Origin of the sequence: uncultured Desulfovibrio sp. (assembly GCF_944327235.1) — a bacterium.
In the GTDB taxonomy this organism is placed as follows: Bacteria; Desulfobacterota; Desulfovibrionia; order Desulfovibrionales; family Desulfovibrionaceae; genus Desulfovibrio.
The window spans coordinates 1-20,872 of record NZ_CALVHE010000043.1; the positions used below are offsets into that span (position 1 = coordinate 1).

A 20,872-nucleotide genomic window follows, 5' to 3' on the forward strand; every position below is an offset into this window, starting at 1 on the left:
CGTCAACGTCATGCGCTGGATCGGTGGAAGAATTACAGCCGTAGAGATGGACTCAGAAAGCAACTGACAGGCCGCCCGGAGCGGCCTCTTTTATGCCAGGGAGAACGCATGAGCGCGCATCCCCGCACCACGGATCAATCCATACCGCACACCGACCTCCAACAAGAACCCAACAAGGAGCATCCCATGAACAACGACATTTCGTCCTCTCCCGGCATCCTCCCGCAGCTGGAAGCCACGCCTCCCCTTCCCGACCGCCTTTTGCGCTCCGCCGAAGTCATGCGTCGGCTTGGCATCCGCAAGACCAAGTTTTATGCGGGCATCAAGGCCGGCACCATCCCCGCCCCCCGGCGGCTCACACGGCGCAGCGTCTGTTGGCCGGAATCCGTCATCGCCGCACTGGTGGAAGAGATCAAGCAGGGGAGGCATGTGCTTTGAGCTGATCCAGATAGTCCGCCCATGCCTGCATCATGCGCCGCCTGTCGTCGAGGTAGGCGGCGCGGTTATAGGCTGCCCGCACACTGTTGAGCGGCGCGTGGGCCAACTGGCTCTCGATGACATCTGGATTCCAGCCCTGTTCATTGAGCAACGTCGAGGCTATGGAACGAAAGCCGTGCCCAACCAGCACGTCCTTGGCATAGCCCATGCTCCGCAAGGCATTGTTGATGGTATTCTTCCCCAGCGGTGTCTCGTCACGACGCTTGCGGCAGTAGGAGGGGAATACAAGATCGCCGTCACCGTTCACGCCTCGCAACTCGTCAAGGATGCGCATGGCCTGCCGTGAAAGCGGCACAAGATGCTCCTGCCGCATCTTCATGCGCTCCGCCGGGATACGCCACAGCGCGGCATCCCGGTCTATCTCCTCCCAGCACATGCCCCGCAGTTCCTGCGTCCGGCACATGCAGAGCAACAAGAGCTGCAGGGCGCCCCGTGTCGTCAGCAGCCCCTCATAGGCGTCGATCTTTCGCGCAAGCTCACCCACCTTGCCGGGATCGGTCAAGGCGGGCATATGGCGGGTCACATGCGCGCCAAGCGCCCCCGCAACATCACGACAGGGGTCCGAAGTCAGTCGGCCGCTTGCAACGGCATACCGGAACAGCCTGCTCAGCAATCCCAGCATGACATGTCCCATATACGAGGAGATGCTGTGCTCCACCTGACGACACAGCAGCAGGATGTCCCGCGGGGACACCTCGCTCACCTCTCTCTCCCCTATCGCCGGGAATACCAGCCGCTCCAGCCGCGAACGCACCTTGACAGCGTGCGCCGCCGTCCAGCGCCCTTCCTGCCCGGCAAGCCATTCCCCAGCCACCTCGCGCACGGAATGACAGGCCCCGGACGCCCGCGCGCCTGCCCTCTCCCGTACCGGGTCCCTTCCTGCCGCCACCAGCTGCCGGGCTTCCAGAGCGGCAAGCCGGGCCTCCTTCAGGGACACCTCAGGGTACACCCCCAGAGACATGAGACGTTGCTTGCCGTTGAGCGTGAACCTGAACCGCCACCACTTCCCCCCAGACGGGGAAACCTCGATGTACAGACCGGGAACGCTGCCGGCATCATGATACCGGCGCGGCTTGTCCTCCGGCTGCATCGCCTTGATCTGCCTGTCTGTCAGCGCCATTTTGGGGTAACTCCAGCATGTTCGATAACTTTCCCGAAAGTTACCCCAAGAGTTACCCCAAAATACTGACGGCAGTCAACGAACCGTGACGAACCTTGTCGGACAAGAAAATCAAAAAGTCCGCGCTGTTTTATGCCAGCGCGGACTTCAGCGGACTTGAGAGGAATGCACTGGGAGGCCCCCCATGGGCCTCCCGGCGGGCATTTCAGGGCCGAAGAGGCAAGCCCTGAAAGTTGTATTCAGCCTTCATTCGGCGGCAGGTCCTAGTCGGCCTGCGTACGGAGGAAGGCGGGAGTTTCACAATCGCTGTCGCTGTAGAGGAAATCTTCCTGCCCCGGGGCATGGCGCTGCTGGCGGCGACGATCGCCCTTCATGACGAAAGGATAATCGCTGCTGTTGGCGTCATACCAGGAGCTGATCTCCTCGGTACGCGACTGGCGGCGCATGGGCCGCATTTGCGGTTCGGCCTGCGGTTGCTGGCTGTAGACCGGAGGTTGTTCGGCGCGCACCACGCGGCGCGCTTCGGTGCGCACGGCGTTGGCGCCGGCCTTGCTGAAGGGCGTCACCGTAGCCGGGGCGGCCGGTTTGGCTTCCACGGCCTGCGGAGGTTCGATGCCGGTCGCAATGACGGTGATGCGGATCTCGTCGCCCACTTCTTCGTCAAAGACCACGCCGAAGATGATGTTGGCGTCTTCCGGAGCGGCGTCGGCAATGATGTCGCCGATCTCCTGGATCTCTTCGGCGGAGATGTCCTGGGGCGCGGTGATGTTGTAGAGGACGGCCTTGGCGCTCTCGAGGGAGACATCTTCCAGCAGGGGGCTCATGATGGCGCGTTGCGCGGCCTCGCGGGCGCGGTTCTCGCCGGAGGCCATGCCGGTGCCCATGAGCGCCAGCCCGGACTCGGACATGGTGGTGCGCACGTCGGCAAAGTCGAGATTGATGATGCCTTCCCCGACGATGACATCGGAGATGCCCTTGACGGCGTAGTACAGCACCTCGTTGGCGCGTTCCAGCATACGGCTGAACGGTTCCTTCTTGGGCGCGAAGGCCATCAGGCGGTCATTGGGGATGGTGATGAGACAGTCCACATGCTGGCGGAATTCTTCCAGCCCCACTTCGGCCGCGCGCTTGCGCTTGATGCCTTCAAAGGTGAACGGTTTGGTGACCACGCCGACGGTGAGCGCGCCCAGTTCCTTGGCGGCCTGCGCCACCACGGGGGCGGCGCCGGTGCCCGTGCCGCCGCCCATGCCGGCGGTGACGAACACCATATCGGCATCACCGATGGCTTCACGGATGGCGTTGATGCTTTCCAGGGCGGCTTCGCGGCCCACGTTGGGATTGGCCCCAGCCCCGAGGCCGCGCGTCAGGCTTTCACCGAGCTGCACCTTGAGGGGCGAAGTATTTTTATTGAGCGCCTGCACGTCGGTGTTGGCGCACACGAATTGAACACCCTTCAGTCCGGAGTCGATCATGTTCTGTACGGCGTTGCCGCCGCCGCCGCCGACGCCGATGACCTTGAGTTTGGCGCTGCTGGCCAGCGAAGTGTCGATTTCATCCATGATAGACTGAGACATGCTTCCTCTCCTCTTGTATGTTGCCTGTTTGCCCGCAAATGAAACTGAAAGCTAGGAAATGTCGGAAAACCACTTCTTCATGCGCGCCAGCAGCCCGTCGAACATGCTGCTCTCATTGCGTGAGGAGGTGAACTTCTTCTGTCCGCCCATTTCCTTTTCCGCGCCGTAGCACAAGAGCCCCACCGCCGTAGAGAACTTGGGACTGTTGACCACGTCTTTCAGGCCGCCCACGTTACGCGGATAGCCTATGCGCGTCGGAAGGTTGAAGATCTGCTCGCCCAGTTCCTGGCAGCCTTCGATGAGCGACGTCCCGCCCGTTAGGACGACGCCCGCGCCGATGAGGTCCTTGTAGCCGGAGCGCACGAGGCTCTGGTCCACGAGATAGAGGATCTCTTCCATTCGGGGTTCGCAGATCTCCGCGAGCACCTGTCGCGAGAGGCGACGCGATTCGCGCCCGCCCACGCTCGGCACTTCGATATATTCGTCGGCGCGCACCAGATCGGTGAGGGCGCAGCCGTATTTTATCTTGATCTTCTCGGCCGAGGCCACGGGCGTACGCAGCCCGAAAGCGATGTCGTTGGACAGGTTCTGCCCGCCCAGCGCCAGGACGGCCGTATGCTTGATGGCGTCATTGGCGAAAATGGCGATATCGGTGGTCCCGCCGCCGAGGTCCACGAGCGCCACGCCGATCTCCCGTTCCTCGTCGGTGAGGACGGCCTTGGCGGAGGCGAGGGACTCCAGCGCGATCTCGGAGACCTCGAGCTGCGCCCTGTGACAGGAGCGGACGATGTTCTGCGCCGAGGAGATGGCGCCGGTGACGATATGCACGCGCACTTCCAGCCGCACGCCCGCCATGCCGAGGGGATCGGCTATGCCGTACTGATTATCGACGATGTATTCCTGCGGCAGGATATGGATGACCTCCCGGTCGGCCGGGATGGCCACGGCGCGCGCCGCGTCGAGGACGCGCTCTATGTCGCGCTGCGTCACTTCGCCGCCCTTGACGGCGATGACGCCGTGGCTGTTGATGCCCATGATATGGCTGCCGGCTATGCCGACGTAGACGGAATTGATCTCGCAGCCCGCCATGAGTTCGGCATCTTCCACTGCCTTGCGCACGGATTGCACCGTCTGCTCGATATTGACGACCACGCCCTTGCGCAGTCCGGTGGAGACACTGTTGCCTATGCCCACCACTTCGATGGCGCCGGACTCGTTGAGCTGGCCCACCACCGCGCAAATCTTGGTCGTCCCGATATCAAGACCGACAATGAGATCAGACTTGTTCATTCCTGCCACCCTGAGATCAACTGCGTACCTTCTGATTCAAGATCACCCACACGTTGCCGTGAACCGCCCTCACATCGCGCACATCGCGCAATTCCTGTCGTCGCGCCAGGTCGCCCAGCGTGGCGCCCAGCCTTGCCAGATTGCCGCTCCAGTCGTCGGTAGCGATGGAGAGGCGCATCTCCCTGTCCTCCAGATAGACTTCCACGCCGCGCGCCGGACTCAGCGTCACCGACGCCACGGCCCCCGATTCCACGGGGAGGCTGCCGCTGTTCAGGTCCGCCATGAGCCGCTCGAGGTAGGGGATGGCGTCCTCACCGCCCGGTTCCACGGTCAGCGTGGGCAGGGAAAGGAAGTTCTCGCTTTCCACCGGGGCGATGATCTCTCCGCGTTCATTGGCGTAATAGAGTTGTCCGTTCCTGTGCACCCAGAATGACGGCATACGCTCCCTGACGCGGATGATGAAGCGGTCCGGCAGCAGACGCTTCACGGAGACTTCCTCCACCCAGGGGGTGGCCCTGAGCTTGCGCTCCATTTCGGTGATGCTCACGGAAAGGCTGTTGTCGCCTTCGCGGATGCCGCCGTATTTGAGCACCATCTCACGGGACAGCCGTACGTTCCCCGTCACGTCGATATGTGTGGTGGCAAAGAATTCGCTCGTCGTCGCCCTACCGTACAGCCACAGGCTCAGGGAGCAGACTCCGGTCACCACGACAGCCACAAAGATCAGCAGCACACACAGGGTCAGCACACTGGCGAAGCTGCCGCGCATCAGGGGCAGCTTCGGCAGGGGCGGACGGATACGTTTCAGCGCTTCCCAATAGGAGACCTTTTCCCTGCGGTAGCTGTTGCGAACCTGCTTTTTCCTCATCAATGACAGATTCACGACAAAATCCTGACTTCCGGTTCGAGCGCGATGGCGAACCGACGCCTCACTTCTTCCTCGGCCATCCGCATCAAGTCAAATGCCGCCGGGGCACTCCCCTTGCCCGTATTGACGAGAAAATTCGCATGCAGGGGGGAAAACATCATGCCGCCCAGCGCCTTGCCGCGAAATCCGGCGGCCTCCAGCAGCTTTCCGGCGGAACGGTCGGGAGCGGGATTTTTGTAGACGCATCCGGCGCTCCATGCGGTCACAGGTTGTTTAGACTTTTTCTCGAAAAAGTTGTGACGCATGAATAAAGAAATGTCATCCTTTGCCTTGCGGGTCAAGCTAAAAGTGCCCGACAACACAAGATAGTCCGCGGCTTCGCCGGGCATACGCATATGCCGGTAGCCGTAGGACAACTCCTCTCCCCCGGCTTCCCTGATCCGCGTGCCGTCATAAAAGCGTACGGAAGCAAGATGCGGGCCAACTTCGCAGCCGAAGGACCCCGCATTCATGGCGATGGCGCCCCCGACGCTGCCGGGGATGCCGACCAGCCCTTCCAGTCCGCCCAGGCCCCTGACGGCGCAGAAGCGCAGCAGGCGCGGCAGGGGCACGCCCGCCCCGGCGCGCACGAGCACCCGCCCGTCCCGTTCGCCCACGACTTCCGGCTCGCCCGGCAGGGCGCAGCGCACGAGGACGACGGGCAACTCCCCTTCCGCGGCGAGGATATTGGTCCCCGCGCCCAGAAAAAAGAGCCGTCCGCCCAGCTGTTTGCGGCGTTCTTCGAGCAGGAGCACGTCCTCTTCCGTCTCAAGGCGCAGCTCGGCTATGGCGGTGCCGCCCAGCCGGATGCTGGTCAGCCGGGCAAGACAGGGGGCGAGCGTCTCACGCATGGGCTTCGCCCTCCAGCCAGAGCGGCCCGACCAGGGTGATGCTGCCCGCGCCCAGCGTCAGGAGCACGTCCCCGGCCCGCAGGAAGCGCGGAAGCTCCCGCACCAGATCGTCCAGCGTCTGGAAATAGGTGACCGGCGTGCCGCACACCTGCCGCATCCCCTGCGCCAGGCTCTCGCCGGAAACGCCGGGGATGGGTTTTTCTCCGGCGGCGTAGATCTCGGTCAGCAGGACCTGGTCGATGGGCTCGAACACCTTGCAGAACTCCCCGAAATGCGCCTGGGTCCGGCTGAAGCGATGCGGCTGGAAGGCCGCCACGATGCGCCGTCCCGGAAAAACCTGCCGCGCGGTCTCCAGCGTGGCGGCAATTTCCGCAGGGTGATGGCCGTAGTCGTCCACCACGGTCACGCCGTCGCGCTCGCCCTTGAACTCGAAGCGCCGTCCCACGCCCGCAAAGGCCGCCAGTCCGTCCGCGCAGCGCGCAAAGGGGATGTCCGCCCTGAGGGCCGTGCCGATGGCCGCCAGCGCGTTGAGCACATTGTGATGGCCGGGATGGGGCAGGCGCACCTCCCCCAGCGGCGTGCCGTCCAGCGAGACCGCGAAGCGGCTCACGGCCCCGCTTTCCCGCATCTCGGCGCGCAGGCGCGCCTCCTCGCTGAACCCGTAGGTCAGCACGGGGCGCTTGACCTGGGGCAGCAGACGGCGCACGCCGGGGTCGTCCACGCACACCACGTTGCAGCCGTAAAACGGGACCTTGTTCATGAAATGGACGAAGGCCTCATCCAGCGCCTGCTGCGTGCCGTAGTGGTCGAGGTGGTCCTCGTCCACGTTGGTGACCACATTGATGATGGGGAAAAGACACAGGAACGAGGCGTCCGACTCGTCGGCTTCGGCAATGAGATATTCGCCGGTGCCCAGATGGGCGTTGGTGCCGTAGACGTTGAGCCGCCCGCCGATGATGACCGTGGGGTCCAGCCCCGCCGCGTCAAAGATGGCGGCGGTCAGCGAGGTGGTGGTGGTCTTGCCGTGCGTCCCGGCGATGGCGATGCCCTGCCGCAGGCGCATGAGCTCGGCCAGCATCTCCGCGCGCGGGATGATGGCGATGTTCCGCCGCCGGGCCTCGATCAGCTCGGGATTGTTCTCCGCGATGGCCGTGGATTTGACGAGCACCTGCACGTCCCCCACATTTTCGGGCGCGTGCCCGATGGCGATGGTCGCCCCCAGCGTACGCAGGTGCCGGACCACCGCCGAATCCGACATGTCGGAGCCGGAGATCCGGTATCCCTGGCTGAGCAGCACCTCAGCGATGCCGCTCATCCCGGCCCCGCCGATGCCCACCATGTGGATGCAGCGCACCCTGTTGTTCATTCCGCTTCGTTCCACGTTCTGTCCTTTTAGAGCATTTTCCGCTTGAAACACTTCACGTTTCAAACCATACGGCCTGTCGCTTCGCGGAAAAAACGCGGTTTTCCGCTTGGTCTGGGCCGGGCGGCGCTGTGCCGCCGCCTCGCATCTCACCTTTTTCAAAGGTGAAACGCTCTAGGGCCTGTTAACACTATTAACTGTTTGTTTGGGGGGAAGGGAAACCCCTCCGCCGGCGCGGGAGCGGGTTTCCCTTCCCCCCAAAAAACATACAGCGGCAGCGCCGGTCTCGCTACGTCCGGCACAGCCCTTCGAGCACGTCGCAGACGGCTTCCGCGGCCTGCGGGCGGGCGGCGCGGCGGGCGGCGTCGGCCATCTGTCGCCGCTCTTCCGGCGCATCCAGCAGCCTGATGATGCTTTCCAGCAGTCCTTCCTCCCGCATACGGTCCTCGGGGAGCCAGCGGGCCGCGCCGACCCGGCTCAGGGCCTCGGCATTGCCGCGCTGGTGGTCGTGCGCCGCATGGGGGAAGGGCACGAGCACGGCGGGCAGTCCCGCCGCGCACAGTTCCGCCACGGTGGTGGCTCCGGCCCGGCAAAAGGCCAGGTCCGCCCAGGCGTAGGCCGCCGCCATATCGTCGATGAAGGGGCTGACGCATCCGTCCGGGAAACCGGCGTCCGCATAGGCGGCGCGCACGGCCTCGTAGTCCGCCTTGCCGGTCTGGTGCCGCACCTCCACCCCGGCCCGCCGCAGCAGGTCGAGGCGTTCCATGACGTAGAGATTGAGCGCGTGCGCCCCCTGCGAACCGCCCATGATCAGCAGGCGGCGGCCGTCAAAGGCGCGCGGGCGCTCGCCCACCTGGGCCACGGCCGCGCGGACGGGATCGCCCGTGAGCACGCATTTTTCCGGGGCAAAGCCCTGTGTGGCCTCCAGCGACAGACAGACCGTGTGCGCCAGCCGTCCCAGCAGACGATTGCTGGCCCCGGCCACGGCGTTCTGTTCATGCAGCGCGCAGGGCACGCCGCACAGCCGGGCGGCCAGCAGGGGCGCGAAGGCGGCATAACCGCCGAAGCCCGCGGCCACGTCGGGCCGGAAACGGCGGATGAGGCCCACGGCCCGCGCGCAGGCGGCGGCCATATCGGCGGCCGCGACAAGACCGCGCCAGCCGCGCCCCACCAGTCCCCGGACGGGCAGGCCCACGAAGTCCACGCCCGCCTGAGCCGCAAGCCGGGCCTCCGGCCCGTACTGCGAACCGACGAAGAGGAGCCGCGCGTGCGGATGCCGTCGCCGCAGGGCCTCAGCCACGGCCAGGGCCGGGAAGATGTGTCCGCCGGTGCCGCCGGTGGTCAGGAGGATCTTTTCCATCCGTCCGCCGTCCTTGAAAAATTGAGGAGCAATCCCACACAGATGAGGGTCGCCAGCAGGTTACTGCCGCCGTAGCTCACCAGCGGCATGGGCACGCCCTTGGGCGGCGCCACGCCCATGACCACGGCCAGGTTCATGAGGCAGCCCATGGCGATGATGACCGTGATGCCGAAGGCCGTGAAGCGGTCGCGCAATTCCTTCTGTCCCATGATGATGCGGTAGCAGCGCCAGAACAGCATGGTGAAGAGCAGCATGATCACGCTCACGCCCACGAAGCCCAGTTCCTCGCCCATGACGGCCATGATGAAGTCGTTGTGGGCTTCCGGCAGATAGAACATCTTCTGCTTGCTGGCGCCGACCCCCACGCCGAAGAAGCCGCCCGACCCGAAGGCCAGCAGGGACTGCACGAGGTGGTAGCCGGTGTTGGAGGGGTCGGCAAAGGGATCGAGGAAGGCCAGCAGTCGCCGCAGGCGGTACGGCGAGGCGATGGCCAGCGCCATGGCCCCGGCCACGACCAGCGCCATGGCGAAGAACAGATAGATGAACCGCGTGCCCCCGGCCACGCACATGAAGAAGAGCAGGCTGGCCAGCACGACCGAGCTGCCGAAGTCCGGCTGGAGCAGCAGGAGGAAGCAGAAAAGACCGGTCACGGCGAAGGGCGGGATGACGCCCCGGCTGAAGGTCTTGATGAGGTCCTGTTTGCTGCTCATGAAATAGGCCAGATAGAGGGCCATGGAGATCTTGACGAACTCCATGGGCTGGATGGAGATGGGGCCGATGGGTATCCAGCGGCGCGCGCCGTTGATGGCTGGGGCCAGCGGCGAGAGCGTCAGCAACAGCAGCAGCAGCGACAGGAGCAACGCCGGGTACTGGAGCTTGTAGAGCCAGGCGCGCGGCATGAGGGCCGCGCCCCACAGGGCCAGCAGGCCCACGACGGCAAAGACCACCTGCCGCTTGAAGAAATAGTATTTGTCGCCGTTGTCTATCTCCGCCACGATGCCGCTGGCCGACAGGACCATGATCAGGCCGATGGCAAGGATGATGACCGTCAGGGTGAACAGCCACCAGTCGAAGCCCCCCGGCAGGGCCTTTTCGGCCACGCGCGCCAGCACGTTGGCCGCCTTGCTCTCGCGGAAACTGTTTTTCTTCATGCCAGGGCACCGACGATGCGCTTGAAGTCCTCGCCGCGCTTCATGTAGTTGTCGTACTGGTCAAAGCTGGAGGTGGCGGGGGCCAGCAGCACCACGTCGCCCTTGCAGGCGGTATGGGAAAGCAGGGTCACCGCTTCTTTCAGATCCTTGTGCCAGTGCATGGGCACGATGTCGCTCCAGGCTTTTTCAAAGACCTCGCGGCTGCCGCCGAAGAGGGCCACCTCCTGCACCTTTTCCTGCACGAGGGGCGAGAGCGCGGCCAGATCGCCGCCCTTGAACTTGCCGCCGCACAGCAGGCGCACGGGCTGATCGAAGGATTCCAGCGCCACCTTGAGCGCCGCCACGGTGGTGCACTTGGAGTCGTTGACGTAGAGCACGCCGCGATGGCGGCGCACCCGTTCCAGGCGGTGCGGCAGCGGACGGAAGGCGGCCACGGCGGCTGCGGCGTTGGCCTCGCTCACGCCGAAGAAGCGGCAGGCCAGCCAGGCGGCTTCCACGTTGAAATTGTTGTGCGCGCCGAGCAGCTGGCAGTCCGCGAAGCGCTGGGGGCAGTTGGCCGGGATGAAGAGCTGTTGGCGCGCGCGCAGACGGAAGGCCCCGGAGACCTTGCGCAGGTTCTCGCCCATGATGGCCAGGTCCCCTTCTTCCTGACAGCGGAAGATGCGGAACTTGGCCTCCACGTATTCGGCCATGTTCTTGTGATGATCCAGATGGTTGGGCGAGATGTTGAGGATGACCCCCACGCGCGGGCAGAAGGTCGAACAGCCCTGGAGCTGGAAGCTGGAGGCCTCCAGCACGAGCACGTCGGCCCGGCGTCCGGCCAGCACGTATTCGGAAAGGGGCGTGCCGATGTTGCCGCCCAGAAAGACGGCGTAGCCCTGTTTCTGGAGCATGGCGGCGGCCAGACTCACGGTGGTGGTCTTGCCGCTCGTGCCGGTCACGGCCAGCACCGGCTCGCCGTCGAGGTAGCGCCAGGCCAGTTCCATCTCCGCCATGACCTCGCAGTTGGTGCGGGTCGCGTGCGGGCCCATCATCTCGCGCAGGGCGGTGAGGGGCAGGCCCGGACTGGCCACCACCAGCACGGCGTTCTCGAAAAGTTCCGGCGTGTGCTCCCCGAAGAGCACTTCCACCCCGGCGCGCTGCAGGGCGGCCAGCGTGGTCAGGTCGATGGCGTTGCGATTGCGTTCCAGCAGGCGCACGCGGGCCTTTTCCCGGCGCAGCAGCTTGACGGCGGCAAGGCCGGAGCGTCCGGCGCCCACCACCACGGCGAGCTCTCCGGGCTGGACACGACGGCCGCGATTGCGTTCCAAAGCCATAAGCGTTCTCCTCTCCTTTGCCTGCCTAGCGCAGCTTGAGGACGGACAGGGCCATGAGCCCCAGCAGGATGGACGTTATCCAGAAGCGGATGATGATCTTCGATTCCGGCACGCCCTTGAGTTCAAAGTGATGATGCAGCGGGGCCATGCGGAAGAGCCGCTTGCCGCCCGTCCAGCGGAAATAGCCCACCTGCATGATGACGGAGAGCGTCTCCGCCACAAAAAGCCCGCCCACCACGGCAAGGACCAGCTCCTGCTTGCTCAGCAGGGCCAGATAGCCCAGCACGCCGCCGAGGCTCAGCGAGCCGACATCGCCCATGAAGATCTGCGCCGGGTAGGCGTTGAACCACAAAAAGCCCAGCCCGGCCCCCACCAGCGCGCCGCAAAAGACCGTCACCTCTCCCATGCCCGGCACATAGGGCACCAGCAGATAGGAGGCCACGCGCGCATTACCGGTGATATAGATGAATATGGCAAAGACCGCGCCCGCCACGATGGTGGGGCCGATGGCCAGCCCGTCCAGCCCGTCCGTGAGGTTGACGGCATTGGAGGCCGCCACCATGACGAACATGCCGAAGGGGATGTAGAAGATGCCCAGGTCCGGCGTCCATTCCTTGATGAAGGGGATGGACAGCGTGGTGTCGCAGCGCTCGTCAAGAAAGAGGGCCAGCATGGCCACGAGGGCCACGGCGGCCTGTCCGGCCAGTTTGGCCCGGCCGCTGATGCCCCGGTTCTTGTGGTGGCGCAGCTTGGTCAGATCGTCCCACAGGCCCACCAGCCCGAAGCCCACAAAGACGAAAAAGGTCTGCCAGATGTAGGAGCTGCGCAGATCCGCCCAGAGCAGCAGGCTCACGCCGAGGCTGAAGAGCATCATGATGCCGCCCATGGTGGGCGTGCCGGCCTTGCCCGCGTGGGCGGCCACGTCCTCGTGGATGTACTGGCCGCACTTGAGCCGCCGCAGCCAGGCGATGAAGCGCGGCCCCACCAGCACCGAGATGACCAGCGCCGTCATGAGCGCCGCCAGGGAGCGGAACGAGATGTAGCGAAAGACGTTGAGCGCCGACCATTCGTCGGCCAGCGGCACCAGCAGCGTATAGAACATGCCTTACATCCCCCGCTGTCCCGCCGCGTCCCGCAGGGCGGCCAGCCAGCCTTCCAGCGCATTGCTGCGCGATCCCTTGAAGAGCACGAGCCCGCCGTGCCCGGCGCCTTTTTCCAGTTCGTTCAGGCGCGCGCAAAATTCCTCGGCGTCGGCGGGCGTGTACATCGGTCCCGCATAACCGCCCTGTTCCAGCCCGGCGCGCACGGCGTCCGCCTGTCCGCCCTTCCAGAACACGGCGCAGGGGCGGATGTCCGCCAGATGGCGACCCAGGCGCTCATGTTCCCGCACGGCAAGCTCTCCCAGCTCGCGCATCTCGCCCAGCACGGCGATGAAGCGGCCCCCGCCCTCGCCGTGGGCCAGCTCGGCCGCGGCGTCCAGCATCCGCGTCATGGAGAGCGGATTGGCGTTGTAGGTATCGTCGATGATGCGCCACGGCCCGGCCTGTTCGCGCACGAAGCGCTGCGCGGGCAGCTCGGCCCCGGCCAGCCCGCGGGTGATGGTCTCCGGCGTCAGCCCCAGCAGGCTGGCCGCCGCCGCCACGGCGATGCAGTTCTCCGCGCCGTAGCCGCCCCGGAAGGGCGCCAGCACGTCGCAGGCCCTGCCGTCCAGGTTCAGCCGGTAGCGGCCCCGCTCGCCCTCGTTGCCCGCCGTCGCGCCCCGGAACTGCAGGGGACGCCCCTCGGCGGTGAAATACAGCAGATCCCCGCGCACGGCGCGGGCCTCGCGCACCAGATCGGGATAATCGGCGCTGATGAGGCAGGTGCCGCCCCGCGGCACATACCGCAGCAGGCGTGCCTTGTGCCAGGCCACGCCGCGCGCGCCCAGCCCCTCGGTGTGTCCGGCCCCGGCGTTGAGGATGAGCGCCATGTCCGGCCGCACGATGGCGCCCAGCTCGTCCATGTCGCCCTCGTGGCTGATGCCCACCTCCATGACCCAGAACGCCTCGTCGCCGTCCGTGGCCAGCATGGACAGCGGCAGGCCGATCTGATTGTTCAGATTGGCGGCATTGCGGGCCGTCTTGCCCGCAAGGGCCAGGGTCTGGGCCAGCAGTTCCTTGACCGTGGTCTTGCCCGCCGTGCCGGTGACGGCGACGACCCTGACGCCCGCGCAGCGGTCGCGCCACAGCGCCGCCATGCGGCCCAGGGCCTTCACGGCGTCCTCCACCCGCAGATAGGGGACATGCAGCCCGTCAGGCATGGCCTGCGGCGCGCGCGTGCCCATGATGGCCGCCGCCCCGGCGTCCTGCGCCTTCAGGGCGTAATCGTGCCCGTCCACATGCTCGCCCGCCAGACAGACGAAGAGCGTCCCCGGCCGTACGGCGCGGCTGTCCGTGGCCACGGCGGTCACGTCGCGGTCGTCCCCCGGCGCGAGCGCGGAGCCCGCGGCCGCCGCCAGTTCACTCAGCTTTAGGCGCACCCCAGAATCTCCCGTACCACTTCCTGATCGCTGTAGTGGTGTTTGACGCCCTGGATGATCTGATAATCCTCGTGCCCCTTGCCCGCGATGAGCAGGGCATCCCGCGGGCCGAGCATCTCAAGGGCCTTGCGCGTGGCCGTGCGGCGGTCCACTTCCACCAGCACCTCCCGCGCCTCCGCCAGTCCGGGCAGCACATCCCGCAAGATGGCTTCCGGGTCCTCGAAACGCGGATTGTCCGAGGTGAGGACGGCCACGTCCGCATAGCGGGCCACGGCCTCGCCCATGCGCGGGCGCTTGCCGCGATCCCGGTTGCCGCCGCAGCCGAAAACGGCCACTATCCGCTCGAAGCCCGCGCCGCGCAGGGCCTGCAACACATTGACCAGCGCATCCGGCGTATGGGCATAGTCCACGAAAACATTGAGCCCGCGCGGGTTCTCCACCCGCTCCAGACGGCCGGGCACGCCGCGGAAACCTGCCAGCGCCCCCAGCGCCTCGCGCGACACGCCGAGGCCCAGGGCCAGCGCCTGCACGCCCAGCAGGTTGAGGGCATTGAACCGCCCCACCAGCGGCGAACGCAGTTCCCAGCGCTCGCCGTCCAGCGTCATGCGCAGATGCAGACCGTCCGTGCCGGAATGCAGGATCTCCCCTTGCAGGTGGCGCCGTCCGTCCGCCGCCGCGTGCAGACCGTAGGAGAGCGCGGCGGGACAGTCGTCCAGCAGCCGCCGTCCCCAGGCATCGTCCGCATTGACGGCAAGGGCCTTGTCCCGCGCGGGCAGCTCCCGGAAAAGCCGGGCCTTGGCCGCGAAATACCGTTCCATGTCCGGGTGGAAGTCCAGATGGTCCTGCGTCAGGTTGGTGAACAGGGCCCCGGCAAAGGGGATGCCGCCCACCCGCTGCTGCTCCAGCGCGTGCGAGGAGACTTCCATCACCGCCGTGTCCACGCCCGCCTCGGCCATGCGAGCCAGCATGGCGTGGATGCTCAGGGGGTCCGGCGTGGTGAGGGGCGCATCCTCCACATGGCCGGGCCAGCGGTAGCTGACCGTGCCCAGCACGCCGACCGTGTGCCCCGCCGCCGTGAACAGATGTTCGAGCAGGTAGGCACTGGTGGTCTTGCCGTTGGTGCCGGTGATGCCGAGGATCTTCAGCGGATGCTCCGCCGTGCGCCGACGCGCCGCCGCCAGCCGCCACAGGGCCTCGCGCGGGTCGGGATGGGCGATCACCCGGCAGTCCGGCCCGTCCTGACAGGACGCGGCGGCCTCCGGCGTGCAGACGATGACGGCGGCCCCGGCCGCCCGTGCGGCGGGGATGAAGCGCGCCCCGTCCTCCGTCGCGCCGGGCACGGCCACGAAAACGTCACCCGGCCCCACCTGCCGCGAGTTGGCGCGTACCTCGACGCCGCCCCGCGTCACCTGTTCGAGCAGTGTCGCGAATCTCCCCATCATCCCTACTTCTCCGATAGCCACAGGATATACCTGACGTTCTTGCCTTCCTCGGCCCAGTCGCTCCCGGCCGGAGGGCTTTGCCTGACCACCTTGTTGCCGCTGCCCTTGAGTTCGGGCACGACCCCCGCGCGGGCGAACAGTTCCACCGCATTGCGCAGGCTCTTGCCCCGCACGTCCGGCACCTTGGTGCTGGCCCGGCTGCGGTGGCCGGGCAGCCGCATCCCGCCCGCGTCATGCCGGGCGGGCGTCACCGTCGTCTCGGCCAGATAGGGCGCGTCGGGCAGCGAGAGCTTGAGGCCCCGGCGGCGGTCGGTCTTTTTCTCCGCCGTCTCCTCGACCTCGGCCGCCGGCACGATGACCCCGCTGTAGGTGATGGAGCGGGCCGCGATCTCGCGGAACACCGGCGCGGCCACCACGCCGCCGTACTGGTTCTTGGTGGGTTCGTCCACCAGCACCACGATGAGATAGCGGGGATCGTCGGCGGGCAGGAAGCCCACGAAGGAGGCCAGACGCTTGTTGCCGTACGCCCCGGCGCGGCGGTCGGCCTTCTGGGCCGTGCCGGTCTTGCCGGCCACCTCCACCCCGTCGATGCGGGCGCGCTTGCCGGTGCCGTCCTTCTCTTCCACCACGTCGCGCATCATCTTGCGTATCTGCTCCACCACCGCCTCACGGAAGATGCGCGGATGGCGCTCCTCGACGTTGCCGTCCTCCCTGAGCAGGCGCAGGGGCTTGTACACGCCGCCGTTGAGCAGGGTCAGGTAGGCCTGCGCCATCTGCAGACCGGTGACGGAGACGCTCTGCCCGAAGGCGGCGGACATGATGTCCACATCGCTCCAGTCGCGCGGGATGCGCAGGATGCCGCGGCTGTCGGCCACCGGCACCACCGCGTGCTCACCGAAGCCCAGCGCCCGCAGATAACGGTAGGTGGTCGCCGCGCCCAGTTCCAGACCGATCTTGGCCATGCCGATGTTGGACGAATAGCGCAGCACCTTGTGGGCGGGCAGCACGCCCTGCCGCGAGGTGTCGCGGATGGTGAATTTCCTGGTCTCCCAGCGGCCGTTCTCGCAGTCGATGGGGGTCGTGGCGGTGATCTTCTTCTCTTCCAGCGCGGCGGCCATGATGAAGGGCTTGAAGGTCGAGCCGGGCTCCAGGGCGTCCGCGGCCAGCCGGTTGCGATAGACCACCGGGCTGGACTCCCGATAGTTGTTGGGATTGAAGAAAGGATACTGCGCCCAGGCCAGGATGTCGCCCGAGGGCACGTCCACCACCAGCGCGCCGCTCCACTTGGCGTCGAAGTCCCGCGCGGCGCGGGCCACGGCTTCCTCCGCGATGAACTGCATCTGCACGTCGATGGTGAGGGTGATGTCCTCGCCGCGCGGCTCGGAGCGCCCTTCCTCATGCAGATAGAAGCGGCGGCCCGTGGCGTCCCGCTGCACCACCTGTCGCGTGGGCAGCGAGCCGAGCCGCGAGTCCAGCGAACGCTCGATGCCTTCCAGCCCCTTGTCGTCCAGGCCCACGAAGCCCAGCAGCTGCCCCGCCAGATGCTTGAAGGGGTAGACGCGGTCATATTCCTTGCTCAGGCCGATGCCGGGGATGTTGGCCCGGCGCACGGCCTCGGCGGTGTAGTCGTCCACCTTGCGGCGCAGCCAGACGAAACGGCGGCTGGTCTTGGACAGCTCGTCGTAGAGCTTTTGCGGCTCAAGACCGAGGATGGGGCCGAGCGTGTTGGCCATGCTCAGGAAATCCTGTATCTCGCGCGGCTTGGCGTAGACGGAACGGGCCTCCACGCTGCGGGCCAGCACCTGCCCGTTGCGGTCGAAGATCATGCCGCGACGGCCCGTCACCAGTTCGGTGGCCGTGTGCTGCCGGTTGGCCCGGTCCGCCAGACGCGGCCCCATGATCATCTGGAGATACCAGGCCCGGCACCACAGCCCGACCCAGAGCAGGCAAAAGCCGATGACCACCAGATTGATGCGGGCGCGCGTCCAGTCCATATTGGCCCAGAAGCCCTTCTTGGCGGCGCGGGATGCGTTGGGCTTGCCGCCCGCGGCGTCGCCAAGGATGCGCGAGACCGCAGGCTGCCGTTTACGCGGCCTGTTCTCGTTCTTTTTCGAGGTGTTGCGCTTGTTGCGCGACAGCGAGAACTTCAGCATCTCCCCTACCTCTTCCCCTGTTCCGACCCGTCGCCTGCCCCGGCGGTCGCCTCATTGATCTGGAGGCGGCGCACCTGTCCGGGCCTTGGCTCCGTCATGCCGAATTCCTCGGCCCGGCGGCGCAGCTCATAGGGCGAGAGCAGCCGCTCGCGCTCCACCTGCAGCTTGGCCCGCAGGGACTTGCGCGCATCGAGCGTGGTCTGGGCGATATTGATGAAATAGTTGGTGTCCATCCGCTCGATGTTCACCCAGACCAGCACCAGCCCCATGCTCATGCAGGCGATGACGCCCCATGCCAGCACCAGCAGCCAGCCGCGCCCGTTGGCCCGCTGGAATACCGCCGCTTTCTTCATGCGCATGTGCCGTCGCTCCCCGCCGTCATGTCCTCAGCGATCTTTTCCGCGGCCCGCAGCTTGGCGCTGCTCGCGCGGGGATTGCGGGCCAGCTCGTCCTCCCCGGCCTGCACGGGCTTCTTGAACAGGATGCGGACCTCCGGCTCATGCCCGCACACGCAGCGCATGACGTGCCGCGGGCAGCGGCAGCCCTCGGCCCAATGCCGCATGGCCTGCTTGACCATGCGGTCCTCCAGCGAATGGAAGCAGATGACGGCCAGCCGACCGCCCACCCGCAGACGCCGCAGGATGCCGTCCAGAAAGCGCTGCAATTCCCCCAGCTCGTCATTGACGGCCATGCGCAGGGCCTGGAAGGTGCGCGTGGCCGGATGACGGCGGGCCTTTGCCCGCCAGGCCGCCGGATAGGCGCGCTCCACCAGCGCGGCCAGCTCGGCGGTGGTCTCGATGCTGCCTTTCTGGCGGGCGTCCACGATGGCGCGGGCGATGCGCCCGGCCTGCGGTTCCTCGCCCAGAGTGGCGATGCACTCCTTGAGACGGTCGAAATTTTCCCGGTTCACCCAGTGCCAGGCCGACGGCTTGCCGGAATGCTGATCCATGCGCATGTCCAGCGGCCCGTCCCCGCAAAAGCTGAAACCGCGCTCGGCCTCGTCCAACTGCAGGGAGGACACGCCGATGTCCAGCAGCGCCCCGTCCAGCCTGTCCCAGCCAAGCTCGTCCAGCGCTTCGGCAAAGCGGCTGTATTCGCAATGGATGCCCGTAAAGCGCCCGCCGTACGGCTCCAGACGCCGCCGGGCCAGGGCCAGCGCTTCCTCGTCCCTGTCCAGACCGCAGACCTCCACCCGGGGCGAGGCCTCCAGCAGGGACTGCGTATGCCCGCCAAGCCCCAGCGTCCCGTCCAGGATGCGCACGGGGCCGTCCCCCTCCTGCCAGAGCGGCGTGAAGACCGCCAGCGTTTCGCGCGGCAGCACGGAAAGATGACGCGACGCGATGTCGCACGTGGAGGGGGCAAAGACCATGACGGAAAACCTCTTACAAGGAGAACTCTATGCCGCTGGCCGCCAGTTCGGCGGAAACATCCGTGAGCTCGATGGCGTCGTGGCGGCCCTGATCCCAGATTTCAAACTTGTCGAGCATACCCACCAGCACCACGTCCTTGCACAATCCCGCCTCCCGCATGAGCGGCTGCGGGATGCGCACGCGCCCCTGCGGATCGGGGATCATTTCCTGCGCCAGCCCGATGACCTTGGACTTGAAGTTGGAGAGCGCAGGCGAGGGAAAACGGATACGGCTCAACTGCTCGATGATGTTTTCCCACTCATCGGGCAGGTAGGCCGTCAGATGACCGTAGTAGGCCGTGAGCCAGAACGTCCCGTCCCCGCCTTCGGCCTGCAGGCCGTCGCGGAACCCGGGAGGCAGCATAAGACGCCCCTTGGCGTCCAGGCTGCGGTTGAAGCTGCCACGAAAGAGCTTTCTCACGATCTACCACACGATTACCATGTTTTACCACTTTTTCCCACTTATGCCCCAAGCCCTACCCCCTGTCAAGCAAGCCCGCCGACTGGATTGAGTAATCAATGAATTGGAATCATTGGATATTTTTCAAGCGCCCCTTGCCGTCGGCCCCCACGCCTTACCACGCCCCTCCCCCGCCAAACGCACGACCGGCGCGACCTTCACGGCCTCGCCGCCGCCGGGGGGAAAGAAAATCTCCCACCATCTCCCACCACCGGGAAAGCTCCCGCCCCCGCGCCCCACTCCCCCACCGCACGCGGGACTTGCCAAAGCGGCCGTTTGCGGCGATACTCGTCGCCAACATTTTCTAGCGAGGCTGCCATGAGCAACAAAATCAAAAAAGTGGTGCTTGCCTACTCCGGCGGGCTGGATACTTCCGTCATCCTTAAATGGCTGATCGAAACCTATCACTGCGAAGTCATCACCTGCACGGCCGATCTCGGCCAGCCGGAAGACCTGAGCGGCGTCGAAGCCAAGGCCTACAAGACCGGCGCGTCCAAGGCCTATGTGGTGGACCTGCGCGAAGAGATGGCCCGCGATTTCGTCTTCCCCATGATGCGCGGCGCGGCCCGTTACGAGAACCGCTACATGCTGGGCACCTCCATCGCCCGGCCCTGCATCACCAAGGCCCTCATCGACATCGCCCGCAAGGAAGGCGCCGACGCCATCTCCCACGGCGCCACCGGCAAGGGCAACGATCAGGTGCGCTTCGAGTTCTCCGCCAAGGCGCTCGCCCCGGACATCAAGGTCATCGCCCCCTGGCGCGAATGGGACCTCATGTCCCGCACCGCCCTCAACGCCTTTGCCGAAAAGCACGGCATCCCCATCTCCTCCGCCGCCAAACGCTACAGCATGGACGCCAACATGCTCCACACGAGCTTTGAAGGCAGCGAACTGGAAGACCCGGCCAACGCCCCCCACGAATCCTGCCATGAGCGCTGCGTGCCCGTGGAACAGGCCCCCAACGAACCCGAGATCATCGAAGTGGGCTTCGAGGCGGGCAACCCCGTCTCCGTCAACGGCGAAAAGCTCTCCCCCTACAACATCATCCGCGTGCTGGCCGAAAAGGCCGGAAAGCACGGCATCGGCCGCGACGACATGGTGGAGAACCGCTATGTGGGCATGAAGTGCCGCGGCGTGTACGAAAACCCCGCCGGCACCCTGCTCTTCGCCCTCCAGCGCGACCTTGAAGGCATCTGCATGGACCGCGACCTGCTGGCCATCCGCGATCAGCTCGCCGTGACCTACTCCCACGCCATCTATAATGGTTACTGGTTCTCGCCCGAACGCGAAGCCATGCAGGCCTTCTTCGACAAGTCGCAGGAGACCGTCACCGGCACCGTGCGGGCCAAACTCTACAAGGGCGGCGTCTGGCCGCTGTGCCGCACCTCCCCCTACTCCCTCTTCTCCGAGGACCTCGCCACCTTTGAAGGCGGCGACTACGACCACAAGGACGCGGCGGGC

18 protein-coding genes are annotated in these 20,872 nt (G+C 66.1%); 2 read left to right on the forward strand and 16 right to left on the reverse strand.

The genetic code is table 11. The features are described 5' to 3' along the window. Positions 1–108 precede the first annotated feature (108 nt). A complete protein-coding gene (locus Q0K00_RS07325; RefSeq protein WP_297228311.1) occupies positions 109–438 on the forward strand; it encodes an AlpA family transcriptional regulator in 330 nt (109 codons plus the stop codon). Here the strand turns inward: Q0K00_RS07325 and Q0K00_RS07330 are convergent. The 16 genes from Q0K00_RS07330 to Q0K00_RS07405 all read right to left on the reverse strand — a co-directional run bounded on the left by Q0K00_RS07330 (position 413) and on the right by Q0K00_RS07405 (position 19,372). After that, on the reverse strand, positions 413–1,618 hold the full coding sequence (locus Q0K00_RS07330; protein ID WP_297228312.1) for an integrase arm-type DNA-binding domain-containing protein: 1,206 nt from the start codon (positions 1,616–1,618) through the stop codon (positions 413–415). The two genes, Q0K00_RS07325 and Q0K00_RS07330, sit on opposite strands and share 26 nt — an antisense overlap. 263 nt (positions 1,619–1,881) lie before the next feature. Next, complete coding sequence (ftsZ, locus tag Q0K00_RS07335) at positions 1,882–3,192, reverse strand: cell division protein FtsZ (protein WP_297228313.1); 1,311 nt, start codon at positions 3,190–3,192, stop codon at positions 1,882–1,884. A 51-nt stretch (positions 3,193–3,243) separates the two neighbouring features. Beyond that, positions 3,244–4,482, reverse strand: coding sequence for a cell division protein FtsA (gene ftsA / locus Q0K00_RS07340; protein WP_297228314.1), 1,239 nt, complete (start codon positions 4,480–4,482; stop codon positions 3,244–3,246). Positions 4,483–4,498: 16 nt separating this feature from the next. Further along, the gene (locus tag Q0K00_RS07345) at positions 4,499–5,365 is read right to left on the reverse strand and encodes an FtsQ-type POTRA domain-containing protein (RefSeq protein ID WP_297228315.1); all 867 of its coding nucleotides are present in this window, start codon (positions 5,363–5,365) and stop codon (positions 4,499–4,501) included. Then, positions 5,362–6,240, reverse strand: a complete 879-nt coding sequence (locus tag Q0K00_RS07350) for an FAD-binding protein (RefSeq protein ID WP_297228316.1) — start codon at positions 6,238–6,240, stop codon at positions 5,362–5,364. The genes Q0K00_RS07345 and Q0K00_RS07350 overlap by 4 nt, the downstream gene beginning before the upstream one ends. Continuing rightward, a complete protein-coding gene (gene murC / locus Q0K00_RS07355) occupies positions 6,233–7,606 on the reverse strand; it encodes a UDP-N-acetylmuramate--L-alanine ligase (RefSeq protein ID WP_297228328.1) in 1,374 nt (457 codons plus the stop codon). The genes Q0K00_RS07350 and murC overlap by 8 nt, the downstream gene beginning before the upstream one ends. Before the next feature lie 286 nt (positions 7,607–7,892). Beyond that, positions 7,893–8,963: an undecaprenyldiphospho-muramoylpentapeptide beta-N-acetylglucosaminyltransferase gene (gene murG, locus Q0K00_RS07360; RefSeq protein ID WP_297228317.1), complete on the reverse strand. Its 1,071-nt coding sequence runs from the start codon at positions 8,961–8,963 to the stop codon at positions 7,893–7,895. Next, entirely contained in the window at positions 8,945–10,114 is a 1,170-nt protein-coding gene (gene ftsW / locus Q0K00_RS07365; protein ID WP_297228318.1) for a putative lipid II flippase FtsW, read from the reverse strand. The genes murG and ftsW overlap by 19 nt, the downstream gene beginning before the upstream one ends. Beyond that, the gene (gene murD / locus Q0K00_RS07370) at positions 10,111–11,430 is read right to left on the reverse strand and encodes a UDP-N-acetylmuramoyl-L-alanine--D-glutamate ligase (protein WP_297228319.1); all 1,320 of its coding nucleotides are present in this window, start codon (positions 11,428–11,430) and stop codon (positions 10,111–10,113) included. The genes ftsW and murD overlap by 4 nt, the downstream gene beginning before the upstream one ends. Positions 11,431–11,455: 25 nt before the next feature. Beyond that, complete coding sequence (gene mraY / locus Q0K00_RS07375; RefSeq protein ID WP_297228320.1) at positions 11,456–12,532, reverse strand: phospho-N-acetylmuramoyl-pentapeptide-transferase; 1,077 nt, start codon at positions 12,530–12,532, stop codon at positions 11,456–11,458. 3 nt (positions 12,533–12,535) lie between these two features. Further along, entirely contained in the window at positions 12,536–13,948 is a 1,413-nt protein-coding gene (gene murF, locus Q0K00_RS07380) for a UDP-N-acetylmuramoyl-tripeptide--D-alanyl-D-alanine ligase (RefSeq protein WP_297228321.1), read from the reverse strand. Continuing rightward, positions 13,939–15,390: a UDP-N-acetylmuramoyl-L-alanyl-D-glutamate--2,6-diaminopimelate ligase gene (locus tag Q0K00_RS07385; protein ID WP_297228322.1), complete on the reverse strand. Its 1,452-nt coding sequence runs from the start codon at positions 15,388–15,390 to the stop codon at positions 13,939–13,941. Before Q0K00_RS07385 ends, murF begins: the two co-directional genes overlap by 10 nt. A 2-nt stretch (positions 15,391–15,392) precedes the next feature. After that, entirely contained in the window at positions 15,393–17,543 is a 2,151-nt protein-coding gene (locus Q0K00_RS07390) for a penicillin-binding transpeptidase domain-containing protein (RefSeq protein WP_297228323.1), read from the reverse strand. A gap of 5 nt (positions 17,544–17,548) precedes the next feature. Next, positions 17,549–17,902 (reverse strand): hypothetical protein, encoded by a 354-nt coding sequence (locus tag Q0K00_RS07395; protein WP_297228324.1) that lies wholly within the window; start codon positions 17,900–17,902, stop codon positions 17,549–17,551. Beyond that, on the reverse strand, positions 17,893–18,912 hold the full coding sequence (gene rsmH, locus Q0K00_RS07400; protein WP_297228325.1) for a 16S rRNA (cytosine(1402)-N(4))-methyltransferase RsmH: 1,020 nt from the start codon (positions 18,910–18,912) through the stop codon (positions 17,893–17,895). Before rsmH ends, Q0K00_RS07395 begins: the two co-directional genes overlap by 10 nt. A 13-nt stretch (positions 18,913–18,925) precedes the next feature. Next, entirely contained in the window at positions 18,926–19,372 is a 447-nt protein-coding gene (locus Q0K00_RS07405) for a division/cell wall cluster transcriptional repressor MraZ (protein ID WP_297228326.1), read from the reverse strand. 357 nt (positions 19,373–19,729) lie between these two features. On the opposite strand from Q0K00_RS07405, the gene Q0K00_RS07410 reads away from it, so the two are divergent. Then, on the forward strand, positions 19,730–20,872 hold a 1,143-nt coding region (locus tag Q0K00_RS07410; protein WP_297228327.1), incomplete at its 3' end, for an argininosuccinate synthase.